Source organism: Guyparkeria halophila, assembly GCF_034479635.1.
GTDB classification, from domain to species: domain Bacteria; phylum Pseudomonadota; class Gammaproteobacteria; order Halothiobacillales; family Halothiobacillaceae; genus Guyparkeria; species Guyparkeria halophila.
In genome coordinates, this window is sequence record NZ_CP140153.1 from 1,738,160 (window position 1) to 1,762,735 (window position 24,576).

The 24,576-nt window shown below is 62.5% G+C and carries 22 protein-coding genes; 8 read left to right on the forward strand and 14 right to left on the reverse strand.

Going from position 1 to position 24,576, the window contains the following annotated elements; all coding sequences use genetic code 11:
- Nucleotides 1–323: 323 nt before the first annotated feature.
- Nucleotides 324–1,214 carry a LysR family transcriptional regulator gene (locus SR882_RS07870; RefSeq protein ID WP_322520706.1) on the reverse strand — a complete coding sequence of 297 codons (891 nt, stop codon included), beginning with the start codon at nt 1,212–1,214 and terminating at the stop codon, nt 324–326.
- 101 nt (nt 1,215–1,315) lie between these two features.
- On the opposite strand from SR882_RS07870, the gene SR882_RS07875 reads away from it, so the two are divergent.
- Nucleotides 1,316–2,185, forward strand: a complete 870-nt coding sequence (locus SR882_RS07875; protein WP_322520707.1) for a pirin family protein — start codon at nt 1,316–1,318, stop codon at nt 2,183–2,185.
- Between the two features lie 25 nt (nt 2,186–2,210).
- Complete coding sequence (ycaC, locus tag SR882_RS07880) at nt 2,211–2,837, forward strand: isochorismate family cysteine hydrolase YcaC (protein ID WP_322520708.1); 627 nt, start codon at nt 2,211–2,213, stop codon at nt 2,835–2,837.
- Between the two features lie 196 nt (nt 2,838–3,033).
- Here ycaC and SR882_RS07885 read toward each other — a convergent pair whose 3' ends face one another.
- Entirely contained in the window at nt 3,034–3,660 is a 627-nt protein-coding gene (locus SR882_RS07885; RefSeq protein WP_322520709.1) for a hypothetical protein, read from the reverse strand.
- 378 nt (nt 3,661–4,038) lie between these two features.
- Between SR882_RS07885 and SR882_RS07890 the strand changes: the two genes are divergently transcribed.
- Nucleotides 4,039–4,236, forward strand: coding sequence for a CsbD family protein (locus SR882_RS07890; RefSeq protein WP_322520710.1), 198 nt, complete (start codon nt 4,039–4,041; stop codon nt 4,234–4,236).
- Nucleotides 4,237–4,491: 255 nt separating this feature from the next.
- Here SR882_RS07890 and SR882_RS07895 read toward each other — a convergent pair whose 3' ends face one another.
- The 5 genes from SR882_RS07895 to SR882_RS07915 all read right to left on the reverse strand — a co-directional run bounded on the left by SR882_RS07895 (nt 4,492) and on the right by SR882_RS07915 (nt 9,436).
- Nucleotides 4,492–5,808: a DedA family protein gene (locus tag SR882_RS07895; protein WP_322520711.1), complete on the reverse strand. Its 1,317-nt coding sequence runs from the start codon at nt 5,806–5,808 to the stop codon at nt 4,492–4,494.
- Nucleotides 5,809–6,345: 537 nt separating this feature from the next.
- Entirely contained in the window at nt 6,346–6,735 is a 390-nt protein-coding gene (locus tag SR882_RS07900; RefSeq protein ID WP_322520712.1) for a hypothetical protein, read from the reverse strand.
- Nucleotides 6,736–7,416: 681 nt separating this feature from the next.
- The gene (locus SR882_RS07905; protein ID WP_322520713.1) at nt 7,417–8,121 is read right to left on the reverse strand and encodes a GDSL-type esterase/lipase family protein; all 705 of its coding nucleotides are present in this window, start codon (nt 8,119–8,121) and stop codon (nt 7,417–7,419) included.
- Between the two features lie 317 nt (nt 8,122–8,438).
- On the reverse strand, nt 8,439–8,918 hold the full coding sequence (locus SR882_RS07910) for a hypothetical protein (protein ID WP_322520714.1): 480 nt from the start codon (nt 8,916–8,918) through the stop codon (nt 8,439–8,441).
- On the reverse strand, nt 8,915–9,436 hold the full coding sequence (locus tag SR882_RS07915) for a DUF4124 domain-containing protein (protein ID WP_322520715.1): 522 nt from the start codon (nt 9,434–9,436) through the stop codon (nt 8,915–8,917). The genes SR882_RS07910 and SR882_RS07915 overlap by 4 nt, the downstream gene beginning before the upstream one ends.
- A 520-nt stretch (nt 9,437–9,956) precedes the next feature.
- On the opposite strand from SR882_RS07915, the gene SR882_RS07920 reads away from it, so the two are divergent.
- Nucleotides 9,957–10,721, forward strand: a complete 765-nt coding sequence (locus tag SR882_RS07920; protein ID WP_322520716.1) for a DNA adenine methylase — start codon at nt 9,957–9,959, stop codon at nt 10,719–10,721.
- A gap of 55 nt (nt 10,722–10,776) precedes the next feature.
- On the opposite strand, the gene SR882_RS07925 is transcribed toward SR882_RS07920, so the two are convergent.
- Together SR882_RS07925 and SR882_RS07930 are read right to left on the reverse strand one after the other, a co-directional pair.
- Complete coding sequence (locus tag SR882_RS07925; RefSeq protein WP_322520717.1) at nt 10,777–10,944, reverse strand: hypothetical protein; 168 nt, start codon at nt 10,942–10,944, stop codon at nt 10,777–10,779.
- A gap of 389 nt (nt 10,945–11,333) precedes the next feature.
- Nucleotides 11,334–12,107 carry a nuclease-related domain-containing protein gene (locus SR882_RS07930; RefSeq protein WP_322520718.1) on the reverse strand — a complete coding sequence of 258 codons (774 nt, stop codon included), beginning with the start codon at nt 12,105–12,107 and terminating at the stop codon, nt 11,334–11,336.
- Nucleotides 12,108–12,342: 235 nt separating this feature from the next.
- Between SR882_RS07930 and SR882_RS07935 the strand changes: the two genes are divergently transcribed.
- The 3 genes from SR882_RS07935 (at nt 12,343) to SR882_RS07945 (ending at nt 15,390) form a co-directional block, all read left to right on the forward strand.
- The gene (locus SR882_RS07935; protein WP_322520719.1) at nt 12,343–13,398 is read left to right on the forward strand and encodes a mechanosensitive ion channel family protein; all 1,056 of its coding nucleotides are present in this window, start codon (nt 12,343–12,345) and stop codon (nt 13,396–13,398) included.
- Nucleotides 13,399–13,514: 116 nt separating this feature from the next.
- Complete coding sequence (locus tag SR882_RS07940) at nt 13,515–13,712, forward strand: CsbD family protein (RefSeq protein WP_322520720.1); 198 nt, start codon at nt 13,515–13,517, stop codon at nt 13,710–13,712.
- A gap of 319 nt (nt 13,713–14,031) precedes the next feature.
- Complete coding sequence (locus SR882_RS07945) at nt 14,032–15,390, forward strand: hypothetical protein (protein ID WP_322520721.1); 1,359 nt, start codon at nt 14,032–14,034, stop codon at nt 15,388–15,390.
- A 280-nt stretch (nt 15,391–15,670) separates the two neighbouring features.
- Here the strand turns inward: SR882_RS07945 and SR882_RS07950 are convergent, their stop codons facing one another.
- The 3 genes from SR882_RS07950 to prfB form a co-directional block, all read right to left on the reverse strand.
- Entirely contained in the window at nt 15,671–16,960 is a 1,290-nt protein-coding gene (locus tag SR882_RS07950) for an FRG domain-containing protein (protein WP_322520722.1), read from the reverse strand.
- A gap of 71 nt (nt 16,961–17,031) precedes the next feature.
- The gene (gene lysS / locus SR882_RS07955; RefSeq protein ID WP_322520723.1) at nt 17,032–18,528 is read right to left on the reverse strand and encodes a lysine--tRNA ligase; all 1,497 of its coding nucleotides are present in this window, start codon (nt 18,526–18,528) and stop codon (nt 17,032–17,034) included.
- A gap of 388 nt (nt 18,529–18,916) precedes the next feature.
- Nucleotides 18,917–20,015, reverse strand: a protein-coding gene (prfB, locus tag SR882_RS07960; RefSeq protein ID WP_322520724.1) for a peptide chain release factor 2 whose coding sequence is annotated in 2 segments (ribosomal slippage) — nt 18,917–19,939 and nt 19,941–20,015 — 1,098 coding nt in all. Because the reading frame shifts where the segments join, the coding sequence is not laid out codon by codon here.
- A 264-nt stretch (nt 20,016–20,279) separates the two neighbouring features.
- Between prfB and dacB the strand changes: the two genes are divergently transcribed.
- Complete coding sequence (gene dacB / locus SR882_RS07965; RefSeq protein ID WP_322520725.1) at nt 20,280–21,884, forward strand: D-alanyl-D-alanine carboxypeptidase/D-alanyl-D-alanine endopeptidase; 1,605 nt, start codon at nt 20,280–20,282, stop codon at nt 21,882–21,884.
- Between the two features lie 286 nt (nt 21,885–22,170).
- Here dacB and tilS read toward each other — a convergent pair whose 3' ends face one another.
- The gene (gene tilS / locus SR882_RS07970; protein ID WP_322520726.1) at nt 22,171–23,598 is read right to left on the reverse strand and encodes a tRNA lysidine(34) synthetase TilS; all 1,428 of its coding nucleotides are present in this window, start codon (nt 23,596–23,598) and stop codon (nt 22,171–22,173) included.
- Complete coding sequence (locus SR882_RS07975; RefSeq protein WP_322520727.1) at nt 23,579–24,538, reverse strand: acetyl-CoA carboxylase carboxyltransferase subunit alpha; 960 nt, start codon at nt 24,536–24,538, stop codon at nt 23,579–23,581. The genes tilS and SR882_RS07975 overlap by 20 nt, the downstream gene beginning before the upstream one ends.
- Between the last annotated feature and the right edge of the window lie 38 nt (nt 24,539–24,576).

Below are 24,576 nucleotides of genomic sequence, written 5' to 3' on the forward strand. Positions count from 1 at the left end.
CGGCGGTGAGATCAATCGTACTGAATCGCAAGAAGGCATTTTCCCGAACCGATTGGGGACGCAGTCGATCTGGGTGCTGCCGTCCTGGGTGCGCATCGTGACAATGTGATACGGGTGGTAGACGCCGGCAGGCAGCCTGGCCCGTGCCACGAGCCTTACCCGGCACTCGCCAACCATGCAGCCAAGCCCCTGAACCACGGCGTCTCGAGCACCCCGGCAGTGACGATAAGCGGGATCAGCCACCAGATCCGCGCCGAGCGCATTGCCGGACCCCGAGAGGTAGTCCGTTACCCAAGTTTCGCCGGCAAATGCGATCTGTCGGTTCAGCGTTTCAGCCAGGCTTGCAGTTCCTCGGCGACGATGTCGACGAAGGCTCGCAGTTTGGGCGGCACGAATCGCTGCCATGGATAGACGAGGTGGATCGGGTCGGCCCTGGCGTGCCAGTCGGGCAGTACCCGGACCAGGCGACCTGACTCCACCTCCGCTCGGCAGTCGTATGTGGGTAGCAGCCCGATGCCGTCGCCGGCCAGCATCATCTCCCGCACCACACTGAAATCATTGACGATCACCCGTCCGTCCATCGGCACGGAGAGCCGGGTGGCCGAATCGGAAAGCTGCCATTCCTCCCGCCCCAGGGAGGCGAACTGGACGCACTCGTGCCCGGCCAGGTCGTCGGGGTGTGTCAGCCGAGGCGCGGATTGCAGATAGTCGGGGCTGGCAAACAGGGCCCAGCAGGCCATGCCGACGCCCTTGGCCACCAGGGATGAGTCCTCGAGCTCCCCCGCGCGGATGGCCACGTCCAGACCTTCCCCCACCAGGTCCACCAAGCGGTCGGTCAGAAACAGTTCGATCTCGATGCCCGGGTGCGCCTGACGCACCCGGCGGATGATCGCGGCCAGCAAGGCATCGCCGAAGTCGGTCGGTGCCGTGACCCGCAAGAGCCCACAAGGCGCCTCGGTTGTCGCATTGACGGCGGCCTCGGCCTCGTTCAGGTGGTCGAGACCGACCGTCGCGTGGCGATAGAAGAGCTCGCCGACATCCGTGAGCGTGACCTTGCGCGTAGTGCGCTGCAACAGCGTGACGCCGAGCCGCTTCTCCAGGCGCGCGACCCGCTGGCTGACGGTCGAGGTCGGCAACCCCATCTGTCTCGCCGCGGCACTGAAGCCACCGGCCTGCACCACCTTGACGAAGACCGCCGCCTCGTTGAAATCCATGTCGATTGTCCAGCCAGATGAAAAGTGTTTCCCGCGTTTGCCGGCTAGTCGCCCGTCGCGGCGGCGCCTAGTGTGTCGGAAACAGCCAACGGGAGACCCCGATGAAAACAGTATCCCTGATCAAGCGCAGCAACGGCAGCCACTTGGTCGGCGACGGCTTCCCGGTGCGCAATATCTTCTCCTATCACGATCTCGCACGCGAGCTCTCGCCCTTCGTGCTGATGGACTACGCCGGCCCGGCGGACTTCGAGCCGACCGACGCCCGCCGCGGCGTCGGCGCCCATCCGCACCGCGGCTTCGAGACGGTGACCATCGTCTATGCCGGCGGCGTATCGCACCGCGATTCCGGCGGAGGCGGCGGCACCATCGGCCCCGGCGACGTGCAATGGATGACGGCCGGCTCCGGTGTGGAGCACGAGGAATTTCACAGCCCCGAGTACGCCCGTCGTGGCGGGCCGTTCGAGATGGTGCAGCTGTGGGTCAACCTGCCCGCCCGAGACAAGACGACCCCGCCCGCCTACCAGGGAATCACCGATGCCGACATTCCCGAAGTCATGCTGCCCGGCGGCGCCGGCGCGGTACGTCTGATCGCGGGCGAGTACGCAAACGTCCCGGGTGCAGCGGACACCTTCACCCCGATGAACGTGTGGGACATGCGTCTCGATGCCGGGCACGAGGTGAGTTTCCGGCTGCCTGAAGGCCACACCACCGCCCTTTTCGTCCTCGAGGGCGAGATCCGCATCGACGACCAACGCGTCGGGGACGCGGAACTCGCCATCATGGAGCGCGACGGCAGCGAGCTTGCCTTCGAGGTGAATACCGAGGCCCGGGTGCTGCTGCTTGGCGGCGAACCCATCGACGAGCCCATCGCGGCGCAAGGCCCCTTCGTCATGAACAGCCAGACCGAGATCACCCAAGCAATCAACGACTACCAGGCCGGTCGCTTCGGCCGGATCCCCGCAACCACTTGACCCACAACCCTACGAGGACAACGCCATGAGCACTTCCTACACCCGGCTTGACAAGAACGACGCCGCCGTCCTGCTGGTCGACCACCAGACCGGACTGGCCTCCCTGGTGCGGGACATCGAGCCCGACAAGTTCAAGAACAACGTCATGGCCCTGGCCGATCTGGCGAAGTACTTCGAGCTGCCGACCATCCTGACCACCAGCTTCGAGACCGGACCCAACGGCCCGCTGATGTCGGAGCTCAAGGAGACGTTCCCGGAGGCGCCCTACATCGCCCGTCCGGGGCAGATCAACGCCTGGGACAACGACGACTTCGTCGAGGCCGTCCGGGCCACCGGCAAGAAACAGCTGATCATCGCGGGCATCGTCACCGAGGTGTGCGTCGCCTTCCCGACGCTCTCCGCGCTGGCCGAGGATTTCGAGGTGTTCCTGGTCACCGACGCCTCGGGCACCTTCAACGCGCTCACCCGCGATTCGGCACTCGACCGCATGTCCGCCGCCGGCGCCCAGCTGATGACCTGGTTCGGCGTGGCCTGCGAACTGCACCGCGACTGGCGCAACGACATCGAAGGACTGGGCACGCTGTTCGCCAACCACATCCCCGACTACAAGCACCTCATCGAGAGCCACAACACCCTGCAATCGACCCCGTAACCCATCAAATCCCCCGGGAGGCGCGTGCAACGCCGCTCCCGGGCGACCCCGGTACCACCGGCCTTCACTTCATTGCCTGCCACACACCGAGGATCAGGCAAGACACCGCGCGATCAAATGGCCCCGCCCTTCGCCGAGCCCAACTCACAGTGCACGGACAGCCAGACCGTGATCTCGTCCCGGATGGCCTCCTCGCTTATCGTGGCGCTTTCACCCCGTCGGCACCGGTCACTTTCCACCAGGCCCACAAGGCACTCCCCTCGATAGCGCAGCCCAGCCGCCGCAGCCATTCGGCGACCTTGTGATTGGAATTATTCCAGAACGCATACGTCTCCGGGTGCTCGACAAAGGCGAGATCGTAGACGGCGTTGTACTTCAGGCTGGCGAAATGATCCTGGTAAAGCCCTTCAAGCGACGAGCGCAAGGCGTCCACTCGAGCCGTCTCCACCTGAATCTCGTGGAGTTCCTGGATGCCGACCTTGAGACCGGCACGCACCTCGCCCGCGGTTGCGGACCGTCCCGTCACACTTCGCCCCAATCCGGCACGGGTCGGCAAAAGCACGGCCCGGCTCGCCTCCGCCACGCCCGTCTCGACCTCGGCATACCAACCCCAGTCACCGTAGGCATAGCGGACAAAGCCGTCGGGGTGCGGGAGCACCAGACTGGAATGACGACCGTGGTCCAGAACGAAAACCGCCTGCGGCTGCTCCACCGACGCCGGAGGAACGATGGTCGTGCTGCACCCACCCAGCAGCAAGGCCGCCCCACCCGCGAGGGCAATGGCAGCGGCAAACCGAAAAACACGCCGGAGACTTCGTGTCATAGCAGCTCGTTGATTTTTGGCACTCGACAAGCACGGCAGATGCCGGTGCGTGCCGATAGAACCGAGCGTAAGCCAGAACGGCTCACCTGACCGACGGTGACGTCGATGGCGACAGTCGGATGAACCCGACCCGGGGAAGACGGACTCGGATCCTTTGTCCCACGAGTCAACGGAAACGTAGCAGGCAGCGGATAGGAGCATAGTGGCGCGGGTGGGATTTCCCCCTTCGCCTTGCTGAGCCACCTGGGTGCGCACGTCAATAAGGGCGCTGCCCCCCTTTTCCTTTTGCTAATCCCCATCGTCGGTACTAGCTTCCTCAGGCAGCTCGCCTCGCGAGTGCACGGACTTGTGTCGTTCAAACCACTGGGAGGAATTCTCATGGATTCAGATCGCATCAAAGGCAGCTGGAAACAGATCAAGGGCCGTATTCAGCAGGAATGGGGAGAGCTGAGCGATGACGACCTTAGCGAGGCCGAAGGTCATCGCGATTACCTGATCGGCAAGGTGCAGGAGCGATACGGCATCGCCAAGGAAGAGGCTCGCAAGCAGGTCGAGGCGTTCGAGAAAAAGCTCTGACCGGCTGCCCTACCGGCCGCTGCATCCGAAACACAGCGGCCCCTTGAATCCAGCTTTCCCCTGCTCGTGCTGGCACACCCGCCTGCCACGGGCAGGGGAAAAATCGGTCAGGCCGCTCACTCCCAGCCGACGAGTGCCACCCCCAAGCAAGCCGGGGCGATGCCACAAGGCAGCGGAAGGCCGCGGGGGTCGGGCCGAGACCAAATATCCGTTTTCGGGCCGCTCAAGCGCCACTCATCGGGTGGTCAAACGCGGCTAGGGCTCTAACGGAGGCCGGGAGTCGGATTGCGGCGCGGGACGGCCGCGTTCCGAACCGAGCACATGCCGGAGCAGTTCCACCACCGAGGCCCAGGCTATCCCCAGCGCCAGCCCCAAGACGACCCCCGAGGGGGCCGCCGAGCCGGCCACGAGGGTTCCCAGCCCCACGGCAAAGAGCACGAACGTGCCGACCCCGGCACAGACCACCGCGGACCGCCAGTTCGACATTCGGAACGTGAACGCCGTCGTTTGCACCAACAGGGCGGCCACGGCCGTGACCGGCACCGAAGGAAACTCGGCATTGGGCACGACGCCTGTCAGCGCAAAGCGGTCAAGCAGATAGGCGCCGCCGGCGGCGAAGACCAGCCCGACGCCGATTCGAAGCGCGGCGCCCCACCCGGCACGCCAGAGCACGAACGCCATTAACGGGATCAGCACCACAAGGATTCCGGGCCAGTAAAACGCCTGGAGACCGCCGCGCGCGAACGCGACCGCCTGGTCGGTTCTCACGGCACCAATCCACTCGAGAACGGGGAAGTCGATCAGGGCCAGACCGGCAACCGCCCGCGTCTGGCTGAGCACCAGGACGATACCGCCAACGGCACCGAACAGGGCCAGAAAGCCAAACGTTAGACTCAACCCATGCGCCACACCCGGATTGAGCCGCCGAGCCAGCCAGCGAACCCCCGGGGCGAGCGTGCGGACGACACCGTCGGTGCCGGTCACCCGCAGGGCGACGCGGACCACCTCCTCCACCCGTTGCCGGTTTGCCGCAATGCGGGCAGCCGCCCAGCGAATGACCAGCGCCATGATGAACAGGATCAGCACCAGCAAAGCGGCGGTGCCCGTTGCCTCCTGCAGAACATCCCAGGAGGCCCCGAGCACGACCCCGAGCGTGCTGAACGTGACGGCCCAGATGATGCTTGCCGGCACGTCGAACAGCAGGAAACGGCGATACGGCACCTCAGAGGCGCCCGCGAGAAACGGCACGATGATCCGGGTGGGGGTGGACACCCGGCCCAGGACGATGGCCCATTCGCCCTTGCGCTGCATGAAGCCCTGCACCCGCCGGATGGACGGGCCGAAGAAACGCTCCAGCGGCGCCCACTGCAGCATGCGGGTGCCCCAACGACGCCCGATATAAAAACCGGTCGCATTCCCCATGAGCGTGGCCGACACCACGACACCCAGCAGCGGTCCCATCTCGATCTGACCACGGGAGGCCAGGATGCCCCCGATCACCACAGCCACCTCGCCGGGCGTGAAAAAGCCGAGAAAGAATGCGGCCTCCGCCCAGCAGAGCACCCCCAGCACGACATAGATCGTCAGGGGCGAGAGCTCCAGAGCCGACTGAAGAAGCTTGTCGATGAGTTCACCCGTGTGCGGTTCAAAGGGAGCCGAAAAGTATAGCTATCGCGCCCGAGACCGCGCGGACGGCGATCAACGCCATGACGCGAACAGGGACTGTTCGCCAGCCGACTGCCTGTTCGGACACTCGCCGGTCCGACTTAGTTCTCTCATAGCCGACGAACAGCCGACGGGGCGAACAGGCACTTAAGGACGAGGAACTGCACCCGAGATACGCGACAGTCCGAGAGCGTGGCCGTTGGGAGCTAGGCGTTCGTCGAAGGGGGGCCAGGCGCAACATGGGGCCTGGGCACCGGCAAGACGAGTGGAAGACGCTGACGGTGCGGCGCGCCTGCGGGAGTCGCCAGCCGTTTACGCTGCGTATTTCAGGCGCGAAAACGTGACTCTAAAGCCGAATTAGCAGCGCCGAGCGGGGCAGCGTTGCCAACAATCAGTCGCTTCGCTAGATCCGACCCCGCCTAGCCCACCTGCACCACCTATTTGTCAGGAGCCGGGAACGGGGGTCTGGCAACGTTTACTCAAAGAATTGTGAGCCAGCCACGCCCCCACTACCAACAGCGCCACGTACGCGAAAATTTCGTAAACCACGATGACGGTGGTGATTCCATGAAGCGTCGTGTCAAACAACGCCGGACCTCGAAACACCAGAACGGGAGAAGCGACGGCAAGAGCGGCCCAAAAGGCATACCTACCGGTAAGCCAGGCGATGGGGTAACTCATCAACCCGCCTACCACCAGCGCGGCCAGGAAACCCTGCAACACCAACAGAGCGATGGCCGACCGAAGATCCTGACCGGGTGGGAACAAGTTTGGAAGAAGCTCAAGCAAATACCCATAGGCTATAAACCCGATCAACGCCAGCACGATCAGCACAAGAAAGCGAACAAAATAAACATAGCGGAATCCATTCCCAAGGTCAGGAAAGGCACGATATCAGTAATGGCACCGCACGTTCACCGAACACATCGTGCGCAAAACTGAATCGCCCCCGGGGGTTTCTAGACACTCGCGAGCCGGTTGAAATAGCGCTCCATTCATCGGGCTGGGCGTCCCCTTCGCCTTGCCGAGCGGCCGGGGTGTCGCAGGGTCGGCGCCACAGGGACGTGGCGCCGAGGCTCGCCGCGACAGGAGGTCGCGTCGAACCGACCCGTACGCGGCACCCGGGACGGGAGGGAAGCCCGCAGGACCAAGGCGAGGGGTGCCCTTCTCTTTGGGTATTTTCTCTTGGGCAAGCAAGAGAAAGTGCCTCGCGCGCTGGGCACCGCTCAGTAAAGAAACCACTTTACGTAACAGCGTGCGAAAAAAGCAGCCTGTCGCGCTAAATGGTTCTGACCCCCTTTTTCCTAGCGTTTGTCGAAGGGGTTCCGGCACCACTCGGGACCTGGGCACAGGCAAAACCTGTGGGTGACGCGAACGATGCGGCCCACCTACGTCAGTCGCCTGTCGCTTACATCGCCGATTTCAGGCCCGAAAACGCGGCTCGAAAGCCGGATTAGCCGGGGCATCGACGTGCAAATCTCCAATAATCCAACGCTTAGATAGGTCAGACCCCGCTTAGCCCCGGAACCACCAATCCGGCGACGAGGCGATCACCTCCGTCATTCGCGCATAACCCGTGCTCTCCGGGTGGGCGCCGTCACCCTGCTGCACTGCTCGGCGGTAGGCCGCTTCATCAGCCAGGGGGCCGAAAAGATCGATGAAGGGAACGCCGCGCTCACGGGCCAGGCCGGCAAACGCCGCGGACAACGATTCGATACGGTGGTTGTGCTCGTCGTCATCGACTGGTGGCGGACCCACGACCAGACACAGGACCGAACTCGCGAAGCCGAGCATCGTGTCGAGGTTGGCGACAGATTCCTCAAAGGGTACGCGCGTCGAATCCTTCTCCCACATGGTGTCATTCACGCCGCAGGAGAGCACGATCCGTCCGTCACAGTCGGCGGGCAGCCTTGGGGTGCATTCGGCCTCCAATCGCCGGCAAATATCGCGGCTGGTCTCCCGGCGCACGCCCAGGTTATAGCCGGTCACCGGGATGCCCTGCCCGTGCGCGTCACGGCACAGTCGGCCCGCCCAGCCCAGCGCAGACTCGTCGCCCATGCCGTTGACGAATGAATCACCAACGAAGCAGATGCGGATATCTTTCATCTGATGCACTACGTCCGACTGTTGAAGAACTGACGCGGCACCCGCCCGCAGTGTGCACCGTGGGGTCGACTCGGTGAAGCGGACGGAATGATTGCAGGCCAGCCCCTTGCCCATCGTCTGGGGCGTCGCCGCTTACAACATCCATTTCACGCCCAAAAACGCGGCACTAACGTCAAATTAGACGGGGACAGAAGCGAACTATCCGCGCATATTCAACGGGTTAGCTAGGTCCGACCCCATACGCGATCGCGAACCAGGAGCCGACACCAGATGGGGAGCAGTTCGAGTGCGGTAGGTTGATCCATACAAATGGCTTAACTGCCGCGGTTGACCCTATCAGGTTTGCCAGCGATTACCCGCCATACGTATCGATTCACCCAGTCACTGGCGAGGCTGCAGCAAGCAACGATGGGCCGGTGTGCTGGGTCTGATCACGGGATCTCGAGGTAACGCTTAAAAGGGCCTTCCGGCAATTGAAGGCGCTCTTCAGATAACCACCCCCAAACCGTATCGCGCTCGGCGTTCAACCGCTTTCGATCATCAAGATCATCCGCGCTGAGAGGATCCCGACTCTCTAGCTTTCGGTTCTTGGACTGAAGGACGCTGGCTTGATCCATGATGTGCTCAACGTAGCTATGTACGTCGAAGCGGTACAGGAACTGGGACCGGACCTTCTCCTTGATGAGCCGATCATAGTCCTCGAGCCTTGCATCGCCGCGCTCGCACACCGTGGACAGGAAATCGGCCGTGGCCCGGTAGAGGGCCATCCGGTCGTCGTGTAGCTCGTGTCGGCGTCGGAGCTCATTCGTTCGCCACTGGGCGTAGGCAATCCACGCCACGACACCCGCTATCACCGGCACCAGCGCGGCGGACACGGCCTCCACGATGACGGAAAACGTGTCCAGGCTCATGGCTGCCAGTCCTGCGACCAGTACGAGACTCGCCCATCACGAAAGGTGACGGCGTTCAGGTACGACCGGTAGTTGACTCGCTTCCAGTACAGCCAGCGCTCGCTGCCCGACGTGATGTCCGTCTCGTCAGGATCACCCCACGAGTCCCGCACGTCGTCCTTTGTCATGCCCTCGATAACACGGTCGTCCATCTTCGCGTCGCGGACCTTGGCCTCCCACTCGTCGCGGGCCTTCTTGTCCAGCACCGCCTGGCGGCGGCGATCCATATTCGACTGGATCTCGGCTTCGCGCCGGCGATCGTACTCCTCGGCCATCCGCCGCTGCGCCTCGAGCGGGTCGCCCGCCGAACGCGGCGCCTCGTGCCCCTCGTCATGCAGCTGGACCTGCTCGCTGGGCGCATCCGGACACGGCATGTCGGAAAAGGTCACCGCCCCGTCAGGTCCAGTGCACTTGTACGCGGCCGCCTGGGCGGCGCCGGTGACGGTGAGAAAGGCGATGGTGAGTGTGGTGCGGAGCATGGCGGCCTCCTTGTGCCATGCGGGCATAACAGCCCGATATTAGTCGTGTCGGCTTCAACAGCCGGGCCTTCATTCTGATAAGAAGGCCCTGGCAAGGCAAATGACCGGGCGGCTTGTGGGTTGGACCGGTCACAAGATGATTATGTGACCCCTCCCTCCTGGAACAGCTTTACTGACTGGGAGAGTCTGACGATGTGACGTTCAGACGGGAGATAAGCATGGCGAAGCACGACTTAAAATCATCTTTTAACCACACGGGCACGCAGGTGTGCGATCTCTGCCGACGGTTAGGACCTTGCGCGTGTTTCTTGATCGTGGTGATCAACGGATGAAACCACTGAAGGGCTTCGAGGCGAGGAGGGATCGGTGGGAAACGTAATCTTGAGTGGAAAAGGGCGACCTTGCATTGGCTGCCACCAATGCAAGGCCCCTGAACCCACGGGGCACCGCCCGTGAGAGCAGACAAGGCCCTTCCAGCCACTAGCGGCAGAAGGAGCCTATCACGAAGGAGCTTTCACCGGTGGCCAATCCCATCATCCCGTGGATGGGCGGCAAACGTCGCCTTGCCCGTCGAATCATCCCCCTCATCCCGTCCCACGAATGTTACGTCGAGCCCTTCGCAGGTGCCGGCGCAATCTTCTTTCGCAAAGACCCAAGCAGGGTCGAAGTCCTTAACGATGTCGACGCCGACCTGGTCAATCTCTACCGCGTGGTGCAGCACCACCTCGAGGAGTTCGTTCGTCAGTTCAAGTGGGCATTGGTCTCGCGCCAGTCATTCCTCTGGAACCAGCACGCTGACCCAGACGGCCTGACGGATATCCAACGGGCGGCTCGTTTCTACTACCTCCAAAAGCTAACCTTTGGTGCCAAGCCGACCGGACGGACCTTCGGTGTCTCCACAACAACGCCACCGCGCCTGAACTTGTTGCGTATGGAGGAGGATCTCAGCGAAGCCCACCTGCGACTGTCACGCGTGGTTGTTGAACGCCTGGATTGGTTGGAGTGCATGCGTCGTTACGACCGCCCCAGCACGTTCTTTTACTGCGACCCTCCATACTGGGAGACCGCCGGTTACGGCAAATCCAAAGACCTGAATCTCGACCACTACGAGGAGCTGGCCAAGCAGGCCCGAGACGGCAAGGCCAAGGTGATGGTCAGCATCAACGATCACCCCGATATCCGGGAGGTTTTCCGCGGCTTCGACATGACCGAACTGGACATCAGCTATACCGTCGGAGGCAAACGCAAAGCAGCAAAAGAACTGCTCATTCGTTCATGGCATTAAGCCTTCACGAAGCGCGCACGTTAATCCGCAAATCTGCGCAAACTATCGCGCCGCTTTACACTTCCGCCCAGCAGAGCACCCCCTGCACGACATAGACCGTCAGGGGCGAGAGCTCCAAAGCCGACTGAAGAATCTTGTCGATGAGTTCACCCGTGCGCGGTTCAAAGGAGCCGAAAAGTATAGCTATCGCGCCCGAGACCGCGCGGACGTCGATCAACGCCATGACGCGAACAGGGACTGGTCGCCAGCCGACTGCCTGTTCGGACACTCGCCGGTCCGACTTAGTTCTCTCATAGCCGACGAACAGCCGACGGGTCGAACAGGCACTTAAGGACGAGGAACTGCACCGAGATACGCGACAGTCCGAGAGCTTGGCCGTTGGGAGCTAGGCGTTCGTCGAAGGGGGTTCAGGCGCCACTCGGGACCTGGGCGCAGGCGAGACGTTGTGAAAGACGCGGGCGATGCGGCCTGCCTGCGCAAGTGGCCTGCCGCTTGTATCGCCAATTTCAGGCCCGAAACGTGGCTCTAAAGCCCAATTAGTTGGGCTGCGCGGGGAAGCCTTGCCAACAATCCGTGGCTTAACTTAGGTGCGACCCCGCCTAAAGCAACAGATCATTCGATGTCCTGCCTCGCTCGGCAGACGGGAAAGGCCGAGCAGCCCCAGAAACGATTGCCGACATTGGTGCCACGCTTGACCGTCCGCAATACCATTTCGCTGCCGCACTTCGGGCACTGCCGTGCGGCATTCGGCTCGGCACGGCTTTTCAGTTGCGCCACATGCTGGCGATGGGTCTCCCACGTCGGCGCGAGTCGGCCCGACACGATCGTGGCAATCACCTCTTGCACCTGTGCGTCAGTCAGGACGTTCTTCCTGAAGGAACGGATGTAGCGCACGTACCCGCCGCCATGGATGACGTTGGCCGGCATGGGTGTCTTGAACGTGCTCTCCCCCGTGAAGGCTACGACTGAATGAATCACTTCGCCCGGCACGTCGAGCATCGCCTCGAGCGCCTTGCCGTGCTTGTAGTTCTGCCGGAGCGGGTTCTGGAAGGCCACCGTCTTGCGGTAGATCTTCTGGGTCCATTTCGGCTGACTCTCGCCACCGAAGATCCAGCCCTTCATGTGCTTGGTCTCGACCACGAAGATGCCGAAACAGGAGACGAAGACGTGATCGATCTGCGTGGTGCCGTCCGGGGTAGGCACCGTGACGTTGTGCATCGCGTGATAGACGTCGGCGGGTAACCGCAGTCGCGCGGCCAGCTTCACCAGGAACTCGCCGACCATGCCCTTGAACCAGGGTGTCTTGATCAGTGCGAGCACCACGGCGACCGGTATCAACCACCACATGGTGCCAAGCGCACTCACGATCGCGGGGAGGAAATCCATTCCGCTGCATCTCCCGAAAAATCGAATCGTATACCAGCTTCGAGAACGGGAGAACGATCACGGCACAAACTCACCCGCTCTGAACAGGGCCTGCTTTCCTATCGCCGACCAACGGCGTCTATAGTTCAAGTAAACCGACCCGATCGACAACAGGGGCCGAACGCATCGAAAGATGCCGGCTCCCCGGACCTCTTTGGGAGCGACATCCCGCCCAGCGACCTCGAGGAATGCCGACATGAGCCCTCTGGAATGGACCATCGGTCCGGTCAATCTCGTTGATGCCCTGATCGCCTTGGGGGTTGCGGCGGGCATCTTCGCCCTGCTCGTTTTTGCCCAGCGCGTGCTCCTCAACCGCTGGGGCAAGTTTGCCGAAGGAACGACCAATACCATCGACGACGACCTGGTGGCCGTACTGCGGCGCTCCCAGTGGTGGTTCCTGCTGGTGATGGCAATTTACCTCGGCACGCTGCATCTCGATCTCCCGGCTCAGGGCGACCGGTTCGTCCGGTCGGTGACCGTGCTGGTCCTGCTGCTGCAGGCCGGCCTGTGGTCCAGCACCTTTCTCGTCCAGCGACTGGAGCGCTACCGGCTGAAACGACGCGAGACCGATCCCGGCAGCGAAATGACGCTCAGCGCGGTCGGCTTTCTCGGGCGGATCGCGCTGTGGTCGTTCGTCCTGCTGCTCGCCCTGGACAACCTCGGCATCAACGTCACCGCCCTGATCGCCGGGCTGGGCGTGGGTGGCATTGCCGTCGCCCTGGCGGTGCAAAACATCCTCGGCGACCTGTTCGCCTCCCTGTCGATCGTGCTCGACAAGCCTTTCACCGTCGGGGACTTCCTGATCATCGACGACCTGCTCGGCAAGGTGGAGCACGTCGGTCTCAAGACCACTCGCCTGCGCAGCCTTTCGGGCGAGCAGCTGGTGTTTTCCAACTCGGATCTGCTCCAGAGTCGCATCCGCAACTACGGGCGCATGCACGAACGGCGCGTGGTCTTTGAAATCGGCGTGACCTACCAGACGCCCCGGACCAAGCTGCAGATAATCCCCACCATCATGCGCGAGGCCGTGGAATCGGCCGAAGAGACCCGTTTCGACCGCTCCCATTTCAAGGCCTACGGGAATTTCTCGCTCAACTTCGAAACGGTGTACTTCGTGCTTAGCGCCGACTACACCCGCTACATGGACATCCAGCAGGCAGTGAACCTGCATGTCCATCAGCGTTTCGAGGAGGAAGGCATCGAGTTCGCCTACCCCACCCAGACACTGTTCATCGCCACACCCGACGCCTGAGGCGGAAGGGTACGCGGACGGTTCTGAAAAGCTGGCCAGTCGCAACTAATCTCGCCAGACGGTGCGGCACCTCCGGTGCGCCCGCTCGTCTTTTCTATCAGTCGGAGGAAACCGCGATGGATGCAGAGCAGATCAAGGCCAACTGGAACAAGGTCAAGGGCGACATCAAGAAGCAATGGGGCAAACTGACCGACGACGACCTCGCCGAAGCCGAGGGTCATCGTGACTACCTGATCGGCAAGATCCAGGAGCGTTACGGCATTGCCAAGGACGAGGCACGCCGGCAGCTAGACGAATTCGAGAAGAAGCTCTGACTGGCTGCACAAGGAAACGCGGCATCAAGACACAGCCGCCCAATGGCTTTGCCCTCCCCGCCCGTGCTTGCAGGCCTCCCGACCACGGGCGGGGGAGCCACCTACCCGGCCATACCCACCGCCCAACTCGCCCCGCCCCGTGAACCGGAATTTCCATGCGGGTAAAGGGTTCTGACCCCTTTTCTCGACGCGGCTATGGACACACCACAAAACCTCGGCATGCAATTTTGATTAGCCCGCCCACCATATTCGTTCACACCGACATAACCGGGTAGAGTCGCTGCGTGACGATATTCACACCGAACAAGGAGCGTCCCGAGTGAATCAGCTACCCGATTTCCTGAAACATGGCGAACCCGCCCGTCTCTTCCCGGTCCTCGCCGACACCAACAGGGAACAGCGGATCGCATCGATCCTGCTGGCCGCCCTGCCGCAAATCCCAGCGCTCGCAACCGAACTGTTCCGCACCGCCGGCATCCGTATCGGCAAGCGCTCGAAGATCGAGACATTTACCGAAGTGGTGCTCAAGGAGACCAAACCGTCATCCTGCCGCCCGGACGGACTCATCGTTGTGTCGACGCCGAAGTCCACTTGGACCGCGCTCGTTGAAGCGAAGATCGGAAAAGCCGAGCTCAATCAGGAACAGGTCGAGCGATACCTGAACCTTGCCAAGGCCAACGGCATCGATGCCGTCATCACCCTTTCAAACCAATTCGTCGCCCGCGCCGATCATCCGCCGGTGCCGGTTTCCAAGACACTGCTCAGAAAAACCGAGCTTTTCCACTGGTCCTGGACCTGGATCGCCACCCAGTGCGAGATCCTCGACTATCAGCAGGCGGTCGAAGACGAAGAGCAGTTGTTCCTGCTCGAAGAACTCACCCGGTTCCTGAACCACTCCGGCACCGGTGTCGAGCGCTTTACACAGATGGGCAAGGACTGGAAAGACCTAGTCATGGCAGTAGCCAACCAGGAGAAGCTCAAGAAAACCGGGGAAGACGTCGAGAGTGCCGTCGGGTGCTGGCATGCCGAAGAACGCGACCTGAGCCTGCAACTGTCACGTCATGTCGGCCACCCGGTAAAAGCCAAGATCGAGCGCAAGCTGGTCGATGATCCCAATCAACGACTCAAGCAAGGCATCTCCGAACTGGTGGATACCCATCGGCTGCAATCGAGCTTTCTGGTTCCCGACAGCGCCGCCGACCTGGACGTCTGTGCCGACCTTGCCCGCAAGACCATCACCGTCAGCATGAAGCTCAAGGCCCCGCAGGACCGAAAGTCCACCAAGGCCCGCGTCAACTGGCTAATACGCATGCTGAAGAAGGATGATCCCCGACTTTTGATTCGAGCGTACTGGCCGGGACGCGCACCGTTCACACAGAAAGACATTGCCGCCGTGCGGGAAGACCCGACCGCACTGCAAACCGACAACGAGAAATCCACCCCGCATTCCTTCGAGGTACTGCTCGTCGAGGGGTTGGGCAAGCGTTTCAATGGTCGCCGGACCTTCATCGAGGACCTCGAACGCCTCGTCCCCGAGTTCTACGACCTAGTTGGGCAGCATCTGCACGCCTGGCAACCCAAGCCACCCAAGCCGGTCGCTAGAAAGCCGAAGGAATCCCTTGAAGCGCTACCTAAAGAATCATCGGGCGAGCAAGAAGAAATGGATACCGGCACCTAATCATCGGGCGGGGAAGCCCCCCCTTCGCCCTTGCCGAGCGGCCGGGGTGCCGCAGGGTCGGGGCGGCATGGACGCCGCCCCGAGGTTCGCCGCGACAGGACGTCGCGGAGGACCGACCCGTCCGCGGCACCCCGGACGGGAGGGAAGCCTGCAGGGCCAAGGCGAGGGGTGTACTTCTCTTTGGCTCACTCTCATGGAAAGCACAAGCAAGTGCCTGGTACGGCTAAAGAGGACGACAGCAGAATCAAATCTGGGTGCTGAACACAAGGCGCCAAGCTTCTCACGCGCCCTTCTCGAAACTAAATTTTCTTGCAACATACCTCGCGGAATTCTCAATGTAAGGAAAAACTGTACTTTCGTTTATATTAAGAAGGTCTAGCTCTTCTAATATATCTTTCTTATTACTAACTGAAACACGTGCGATATCGATATCATCAGTCCCCGACTCATCAAAGACCGCATCCTGACCAAACAACAAAAATGCACCTGACTGTGACGCAATCCTATCGTTACTCTTTTTTCCTTTCACGCAAACGATCCGCCTCAAATCTTCTGGGTCGACACGAGACTCAAAAAATGGCTTCTCTTCTCTAATAAAATGAAGCAAACGGCCAACAGGCTTCTGGTTGTTAAAATCAGGCAAGTTGAAATCAATCAAATCTTTCTCTGACTTGGGGAGCCGCGCCAAGTTAGCGATACAGCTCGCCACATCTGAATCGAAGTATTTAACTTGCTTACGATCCATTGAAAAAATTACGACCTCACCATCTTGCTCTGGCGCCGATCGGCACGAAAAATAAAGCGCAATCAATGGATTAGATGTTATATCAAGCAAACGAGTTGGAAGAGAATAATGCTGCATCCTCACAAGGGAATCCAGAGTGTACACATCGCCTTGAAAGTCAGACGAATTGGAAACCAATAGCTCTCTATACAGTATGTGCTCGTTATCTAGATAAATATAATTCCCACTATTATCGGTCCTAAACAAAGACGGCTCAATACGATACGTCTTCTTCGAATGACCACGATAAAAAACCTCTTTCTGCCTCGGGAATCCGAGTTCAAAAATCTTTGAAATAAAACCCTTTACAGTACTAACCCTCGGATTAGAAGATCTGTCTTTAGCCGGCTCCTCTTCTTGAGGTGTAATCGGCGAAACATTCTCCTCAATAACTTCGTATTTTTTTAACACTCGAAGCAAGTCAACATCTTTGACAGCCCAATGTGTCCTATTGATCTCCCACCCCCTTATATCAAGCAGAGGCGCATAAGGATTAATAGCATCGAAGGGAATTTCCGGTATAGAGTCACTAAACTCAAACTCTATAACCAAAAAAGGCCCCGAGCTCGCAATAGAAGTAAGGTATCCAATTCTCATTGGGTCATCCTCTCCTTCATATGCAAACAAGCAGGGATATGCCTTTAGACTGGCAAGCTGTTTCGCGGAAAGGAAATCGTATTTAGTAACAATATCTTTGTTGGTGTACTCGAGAAACCTACTTTTATGGAACTTATAAAACCCTTGCTCCCAAGCACCTTTTTCAGCTGTAACTAAATAGTTATACACAACCGCCTCCCTTCGAAACAAAAAAACCCGCTATTCGCGGGCTTTTTAACATTAATCCTAAGTTACTGAAATCATTCCGGCCGCATATGCGGAAACAGTAGCACGTCCCGAATCGACGCCGAGTCGGTCAACAACATGATCAACCGATCGATGCCGATCCCCTCCCCCGCCGTCGGCGGCATGCCGTGCTCCAGCGCCCGGATGTAGTCGGCGTCGAAGTGCATGGCCTCTTCGTCGCCGGCGTCCTTCTCGTTGACCTGCTGGGCGAAGCGCTCGGCTTGGTCCTCGGCGTCGTTGAGCTCCGAGAAACCGTTGGCGATCTCGCGCCCGCCGACGAAGAACTCGAAGCGCTCGGTGACGAACGGGTCGTCGTCCTTGCGGCGGGCCAGCGGTGAGACCTCGGCCGGGTACTCGGTGATGAAGGTCGGGTCGTGCAGCTTGTGCTCGGCAGTTTTCTCGAAAATCTCGATCTGTACCTTGCCCAGCCCGTACGAGTCCTTGAGCGGGATGCCCAGCTTCTCGGCCACCGCGCGCGCCTTGTCTTCATCGTCGATGTCGTCGGCGGTCAGGTCCGGGTTATGACGCAGGATCGCCTCGCGGACGGTCAGGCGCTCGAACGGCTTGCCGAACTCGAAGGTATCGCCCTGGTACTCGATCGAGGTGCCGCCGTGGACTTCCTGCGTGCACTGGCGCAACAGGTCCTCGGTGAGGTTCATCAGGTCCAGGTAGTCGGCGTAGGCCTGGTAGAACTCGATCATCGTGAACTCGGGGTTGTGCCGCGTGGAGAGCCCCTCGTTACGGAAGTTGCGGTTGATCTCGTAGACCCGCTCGAAGCCACCCACCACCAGGCGCTTGAGGTACAGCTCCGGTGCGATGCGCAGGTACAGCGGCATGTCGAGCGCGTTGTGGTGGGTCATGAACGGCTTGGCCGCCGCGCCGCCGGGGATGACGTGCATCATCGGCGTCTCGACCTCGAGATAGCCGCGCTGGTTGAGGTAGTCGCGGATGAACTGGATCACGCGCGAGCGCAGGCGGAAGGTCTTGCGCGCCGATTCGTTCATGACCAGATCGAGGTAGCGCTGGCGATAGCGCGACTCGGTGTCCGACAGGCCGTGGAACTTGTCCGGCAGCGGGCGCAGGCTCTTGGTAAGCATGCGCAGGGTGTCGACACGCACGGAGAGCTCGCCCTTGTTGGTCTTGAAGAGCACACCCTCGCCGCCGACGATGTCGCCGATGTCCCAGGTCTTGAAGTCCTGGTAGACGTCCGTGCCGACGTCGTCACGGGCGACGTAGAACTGGATGCGGCCGGACTGGTCGAGGATGGAGAGGAAGCTCGCCTTGCCCATCACCCGCTTGGCCATGACGCGACCGGCGACGGCGACGCGCACGGTGTTTTCCTCGAACCAAGGCTTGTCGTGCTCGCCGTACTCGGCCTGCAGCTCGCCTGCCATGTGCTCGCGGTCGAAGTCGTTGGGGAACGGGTTGCCGGTCTCGCGCAGCTTCTTGAGCTTCTCGCGACGTTCGGCAATCAGTTGGTTCTCGTCGAGGGCGGGCTTTTGCTCGGCCATGGTTTCGGCTCTTGGTGGTTGGGTTGGGCCGGGTTGCCGGCGTGTCTGTTCGGTCAGTTGTAGGAGCGCCTTCAGGCGCGATGTTGTCGGGCTGCGATTCGGTTTCGCGGCTAAAGCCGCTCCTACGGTTGTCTGGTTGTGGGAGCTTGCCGTGCCATTGTGTGGCAAGCGAATCGCGCCCTGGTCCATTGACTTGGGCGCGAGTCCCCGTTTCGGCCTTGTATTCGGCGTGAACGGGGACGGCCGCCGTTGCGGCCTTCGCGAGCGGGGCTCGCTCCCACGGTGGGGCTTCGTTCGCGTTTCGCGGCTAAAGCCGCTCCTACGGCAACATCGTCACGCGGTCTGTTGCGTTTTGCGTTTCGCGGCTAAAGCCGCTCCTACGGTGTTCTTACAAGCCGCTCTTGAGGCTGGCCTCGATGAACGGATCGAGGTCGCCGTCGAGCACGGCCTGCGTGTTGCCGGTCTCGTGGCTGGTGCGCAGGTCCTTGATGCGGCTCTGGTCGAGCACGTAGGAGCGGATCTGGCTGCCCCAGCCGACGTCGGCCTTGGTGTCCTCGACCGCCTGGGCCTCGGCGCGACGCTTTTGCATCTCCAGCTCGTAGAGCTTGGCCTTGAGCTGCTTCATGGCGCGGTCGCGGTTCTGGATCTGCGAGCGCTCGGATTGGCAGGCGACCACCACCCCGGTGGGGATGTGCGTGAAGCGCACGGCGGATTCGGTCCGGTTGACGTGCTGACCGCCGGCGCCGGAGGCGCGGTAGACGTCGACGCGGATGTCCGCCGGGTTGACCTCGATCTCGATGTTGTCGTCGATCTCGGGGGAGACGAACACCGAGGCGAACGAGGTGTGGCGGCGGTTGTCCGAGTCGAACGGCGACTTGCGCACCAGGCGGTGCACGCCGGTCTCGGAGCGCAGCCAGCCGAAGGCGAACTCGCCCTCGAAGCGGATGGTCACCGACTTGATGCCGGCGACTTCGCCGTCGGAGATCTCGGTAATCTCGGTCTTGAAGCCGTGCTTCTCGCCCCAGCGCAGGTACATGCGTAGGAGGATCGATGCCCAGTCCTGCGCCTCGGTGCCGCCGGCACCGGCCTGGATGTCCATGAAGGCGTTGGACTCGTCCATCTCGCCGGAGAACATGCGGCGGAACTCGAGGTCCTCGATCTGACCCTCGAAGGTGGCGACGTCGGATTCGACCGAAGCGATGGTGTCCTCGTCGTCTTCCTCCCCGGCCATCTCGAGGATCTCGCGCGCGTCGGTCAGCCCGTCGCGCATCTCGGAGAGCGTGTCGACGATGCGCACCAGCGAGGCGCGCTCCTTGTTCAGTGCCTGGGCGCGATCCGGATCGTTCCAGACGTCGGGAACTTCCAGCTCGCGATCGACCTCTTCTAGACGTTCTTTCTTCTGATCGTAGTCAAAGGTACCCCCGGAGCGACTCGGAGCGCTCGATGAGGTTGTCGATTCGATTCACGATCGGATTGATTTCGGCCATGGAATGCGGTTTCGCTGGTAGTCGATAAGAGTTGAAGCAAGCGTCATCCGATCAAATCCGGGTGACGCCCGGATTCGACGGGAAGTGCGGTAGTTTACTGAATGCCCACGGTTACCTCAAAGCGCATGGAGACGGGAAAACGAGGGACCGCCATCGCCATATTCCCAAGCGTTTTCCCTGTGGCATGATGACGCTCATCCGCGGGGGCCCGCGCGGCCCCTGGACACGTTGCACCTGGACACGTTGTACCCGATCGATCCGGCAGTGAGCCGCGATCTCGGCGCGGCCCGGATTTCCGACCCAACGGACGACCACTACCGACGACCACTACCCATGGAACCGATGCTCTCCGAACACACGTCCACGCGCCGTTCCTCCCCCCGGACCGCCGGGCGGCTCCTCCAGGCCAAGGCCAAGACCCTGGGCCGTACCTTGGGCCGTACCTTGGGCCTTTCCTTGGGCCTGGCCTGCCTGCTGGTCGTGCCGTGGGCGGCCCCGTCGGCGAACAGCGCGCTGCCGGCCACGGTGAACTCGGAGTTGGCGGCCCAGAAGCTGGATGCCAATCATCTCGGGCTGTGGGTGCAGGCGGTCGACAGCGATACCCCGCTGATCAACCATCAGGGCGAGCGATTGTTCAATCCCGCCTCGGTGATGAAGCTGGTGACCACGGTCGCCGCCCTGGACGTGCTCGGGCCGACCTTCAAGTGGAAGACCGAGTTCCTGGCCGACTCGATGCCGGTCAACGGCGTAATCAAGGGCGATCTCTACATCAAGGGCTACGGCGACCCGTGGTTCCGCAGCGAGGATCTGTGGGACGTCGTGCGCCGCCTGCGCGAACTGGGGGTGAAGGAGATCCGCGGGGACGTGGTGCTCGACGACTCGTATTTCGCCCCGATCGCCGCCGACCCGGGCGATTTCGACAACCGCCCGGACCGCGTCTACAACGCCCTGCCCAACGCGTTGCTGCTCGACAACCGCGCCGTGCGTATCAGCATCACGCCCCACGGCGAGGACGAATCGGCGGTGACCACCTGGCCGCCGAACCCGCGCATGGCGCTGGACAACAGCCTCAAGCTTGTCAATCAGCCCTGCCGCAATAGCACCAACCAGCCGGTGATCGACATCCGCAACCCTACCGATCCGGGCGCGGAGATCCAGGTGCGCGGCACCGTCTCGCGCCAGTGCGCACCGCATCTGTACTACCGCGTCGCCGGCGACCCGCACGATGCCTTCTTCCACGCCTTCAAGCAGCTGTTCGAATCCGCCGGCGGCACGATCACCGGGCACTGGCGCGAGGGGCTGGTGCAGGCCGGTTCGACACGGCTGCTCAGCCATGATTCGCGGCCGCTGTCGAACTACCTCTGGCTGATGAACAAGTGGTCGAACAACGTCATGGCGCGCCAGATCATGCTGACCATGGGCGCGGAACTCGAGGGTACGCCGGCCACCGAGCTCAAGGCCGCCCGGGTGATCGAACGTTGGGCCACCGATCGTGGCCTGAACTGGGACGGCGCCGTGGTCGAGAACGGCTCGGGGCTGTCGCGCATCTCCCGGCTGTCGCCACGTCAACTCGGCAACATGCTGCTGTCGGTGTGGAAAAGCCCGTACATGCCCGAGGTGATGGCCACCCTGCCGATTGCCGGGATCGACGGCACCATGCGCAAGCGCCTGACCAGCGGCTCGATCCGCGGCCACGCCCACATCAAGACCGGCACCCTGCGCGACGTGCGCGCCGGGGCGGGCTTCCTGCTCGCCAAATCGGGGCGGCGCTACGTGGTGGTCATGCTGCACAACGAACAGGGCGTGCAGTACGGCGGCGGCACCCGCGTGCAGGACGCGCTGCTCACCTGGCTGTACGAGAACGGTTGAAGGCCGCTGGCGCCTGAACCGACCGTAGGAGCGCCTTCAGGCGCGATACCTTCGGGCTTTGTTGGTGTTTCGGGGCTAAAGCCACTCCTACGGACCGGGACGGCCGCCGGCGCGGCCTTCGCGAGCAGGACTCGCTCCCACAATGGGTAGCGACGCCTCGGGGCAATCCATTTCTCACTGTGGGAGCTTGCCCTGCAAGCGAATCGCGCGGTCGCGCGAGCCCCCGCTTCGGACTATTTCCTCGCTCAACCGGGGACGGCCGCCGGCGCATCGAGGTCCAGGCGGGTTAATCTCCCTCGCCTGCCCGCCGTTCGCTCACCGCCCAACCCGGCTCGCCCGGGGCCGGCCGGAACGCGACATCCACCAGCCAGTGCTCGCCGGCCAGCACGGCGGCCAGTTGCCCGCCGATCTCCACCCCGATGGCCGCGGGCCGCTCCCAGGGCGGGATGCCCTGATCCTGGAACCACTGCTTGACCGGCAGGCTCGGCCGAGCCTCGGCCGGGCGCAATCGTTCGCTGCCGCCCACCGGCCGCAAGCGCCACGCGTCGACCGATTGCCGCAATGCCGCCCCATCGCCGCTACCGGCGCGGGTCGACCGGCGGCAGATGGCTCGCCCGCCCTCGAGAGGCAGGCAATGCTGGTCGGCCGGCCAGTCGAGCGGTCGCGTCGGTTCGGGCAAGACCTTCAACCAGTGGATGTGGTCGCGGTAGCGGCGCAGCTGGCCGCCGGGCCACTCGAGCAGGGGTTGGCGGTCGGCTGCGGCGGTACGCAACTGGGCCAGCCATTCGCCCAGCCGTTCGGGCGGCGGGGGCAGGCATCCCAGGCGGGCGAGCCACTGGCGCAGCAGGTTGCACTGGCGATGCGGCGGCAGTGCCGCGGCCTTGTCCCAGGCAAGCGTCGGCCCGTCCAGTGGCTGGTCGGCGTCCATCTCGGCCAGTTCCCCGAGCAGTCGCTGTTCCATCACCAGTCGCTGGGCACTGGTGCGAATCCGCCCGACGGCATCGGGCCAGAATGTGCGCAATTCGGGCAGGACGTAGTGGCGCAGGTGATTGCGGGCGAATCCGGGGTCGTCATTGGCCGGGTCGTCGACCCAGCCCAACCCGCTGTCACGCGCCGCTGCCTCGAGCTCGTCACGGGGCGTTTCCAGGAAGGGGCGCCAATGGGCGAACGCCCCGCGCGGACGCCAGGCGGACATGCCCGACAGGCCCTGTCCGCCGGACCCACGCATCAGGGCAAGCAGGATGGTTTCGGCCTGGTCGTCGGCGTGGTGGGCAGTGACGAGTACGGGGGGATGGTCGGGGTCGTTCGAGGCGGATTCGACCAGCGCGTCATCCAGCGCCCGGTAACGCGCCTCGCGCGCCGCCGCCTCGGTCGATCCGCGCCCCGCGCCTGCCGAGGCCCGTTTGACGGCGACCCGGCGCACCTCGAACGGGCAGCCATGGGCCTGGGCCTGCTGACGGGCGATCTCGACCCAGTCCGGGGCGTCGGGGTGCAGGCCATGATCGACGTGAACCACCGACAGGCGCGCAAAGCGCCCCTGGTCTTGCCATTGCGACAATCGGGCCAGGGCGCCAAGCGAATCGCGCCCGCCGGAACTGGCGAGCAGGACATGGGCGTCATGCAGCGAGGGGACCGACGGGGTGGGCCGGTCGTCGCCGGCCGACGGATCCCGGCGGGTGGCCCGGCGGGTGGCGTTAGCGCTCGGTGAATTCACCGTAGCTCATCAGTCGCTCGTAGCGACGCTCGAGCAGCGCCTGGGTGGGTCGATCGATCTGGGCGAGCACCGCCTTTTTCAGGCTGGTCTTGAGCGAACGGGCCATGGCCGGCACGTCGCGATGCGCCCCGCCGCAGGGCTCGGGGATGATCTCGTCGATCAGGCCCAGCTCCTTGAGACGCTCGGAGGTAACGCCCAGCGCCTCGGCGGCCTCGGGGGCCTTCTCGGCGCTCTTGTAGAGGATCGAGGCGCAGCCTTCCGGGGAGATCACCGAGTAGGTGCTGTACTGCAGCATCATGACGTGGTCGCCCACGCCGATGGCGAGCGCGCCGCCGGAGCCGCCCTCACCGATCACGGTGACGATGATCGGGGTCTCGAGCTCGGCCATGACGTAGAGGTTGCGGGCGATGGCCTCGCTCTGGCCGCGCGCCTCGGCATCGATGCCCGGGTAGGCGCCGGGCGTGTCGATGAAGGTCAGCACCGGCAGGCCGAACTTCTCGGCCAGTTCCATCAGGCGCTTGGCCTTGCGGTAGCCCTCGGGGCGCGGCATGCCGAAGTTGCGGCGGATCTTTTCCTTGGTATCGCGGCCCTTCTGCTGGCCGATGACCATGACCGGCAGGCCGTCGAGTCGTGCCATGCCGCCGATGATCGCCGGGTCGTCGCCGAAGGCACGGTCGCCGTGCAGTTCACGGAAATCGGTGAACACCCGCTCGAGGTAGTCGGCGAGATACGGGCGCTGCGGATGGCGGGCCAGCTGGTTGACCTGCCAGGCACCCAGATTGGAGAAGATCGAACGCGTCAGATCCGTCGACTTGGTGCGCAGCCGCTCGATCTCCTCGTCGATGTCCAGGCCCTGATCGTCGTCCATCAGCTGGAGTTCGCGGATCTTGGCCTCGAGTTCGGCGATCGGCTGTTCAAAGTCGAGATAGTTCGGATTCATAGACGGCTGCGCTGTATGGGCGGGTAGTTAGGTATGCC

Excerpts from the sequence above, each read along its gene's own strand:
- SR882_RS07870 (WP_322520706.1), bottom strand. The coding sequence starts at position 1,214 with ATGGATTTCAACGAGGCGGCGGTCTTCGTCAAGGTGGTGCAGGCCGGT.
- SR882_RS07875 (WP_322520707.1), top strand. The coding sequence starts at position 1,316 with ATGAAAACAGTATCCCTGATCAAGCGCAGCAACGGCAGCCACTTGGTC.
- ycaC (WP_322520708.1), top strand. The coding sequence starts at position 2,211 with ATGAGCACTTCCTACACCCGGCTTGACAAGAACGACGCCGCCGTCCTG.
- SR882_RS07885 (WP_322520709.1), bottom strand. The coding sequence starts at position 3,660 with ATGACACGAAGTCTCCGGCGTGTTTTTCGGTTTGCCGCTGCCATTGCC.
- SR882_RS07890 (WP_322520710.1), top strand. The coding sequence starts at position 4,039 with ATGGATTCAGATCGCATCAAAGGCAGCTGGAAACAGATCAAGGGCCGT.
- SR882_RS07905 (WP_322520713.1), bottom strand. The coding sequence starts at position 8,121 with ATGGGCAAGGGGCTGGCCTGCAATCATTCCGTCCGCTTCACCGAGTCG.
- SR882_RS07910 (WP_322520714.1), bottom strand. The coding sequence starts at position 8,918 with ATGAGCCTGGACACGTTTTCCGTCATCGTGGAGGCCGTGTCCGCCGCG.
- SR882_RS07915 (WP_322520715.1), bottom strand. The coding sequence starts at position 9,436 with ATGCTCCGCACCACACTCACCATCGCCTTTCTCACCGTCACCGGCGCC.
- SR882_RS07925 (WP_322520717.1), bottom strand. The coding sequence starts at position 10,944 with ATGGCGTTGATCGACGTCCGCGCGGTCTCGGGCGCGATAGCTATACTT.
- SR882_RS07930 (WP_322520718.1), bottom strand. The coding sequence starts at position 12,107 with ATGGATTTCCTCCCCGCGATCGTGAGTGCGCTTGGCACCATGTGGTGG.
- SR882_RS07935 (WP_322520719.1), top strand. The coding sequence starts at position 12,343 with ATGAGCCCTCTGGAATGGACCATCGGTCCGGTCAATCTCGTTGATGCC.
- SR882_RS07940 (WP_322520720.1), top strand. The coding sequence starts at position 13,515 with ATGGATGCAGAGCAGATCAAGGCCAACTGGAACAAGGTCAAGGGCGAC.
- lysS (WP_322520723.1), bottom strand. The coding sequence starts at position 18,528 with ATGGCCGAGCAAAAGCCCGCCCTCGACGAGAACCAACTGATTGCCGAA.
- SR882_RS07975 (WP_322520727.1), bottom strand. The coding sequence starts at position 24,538 with ATGAATCCGAACTATCTCGACTTTGAACAGCCGATCGCCGAACTCGAG.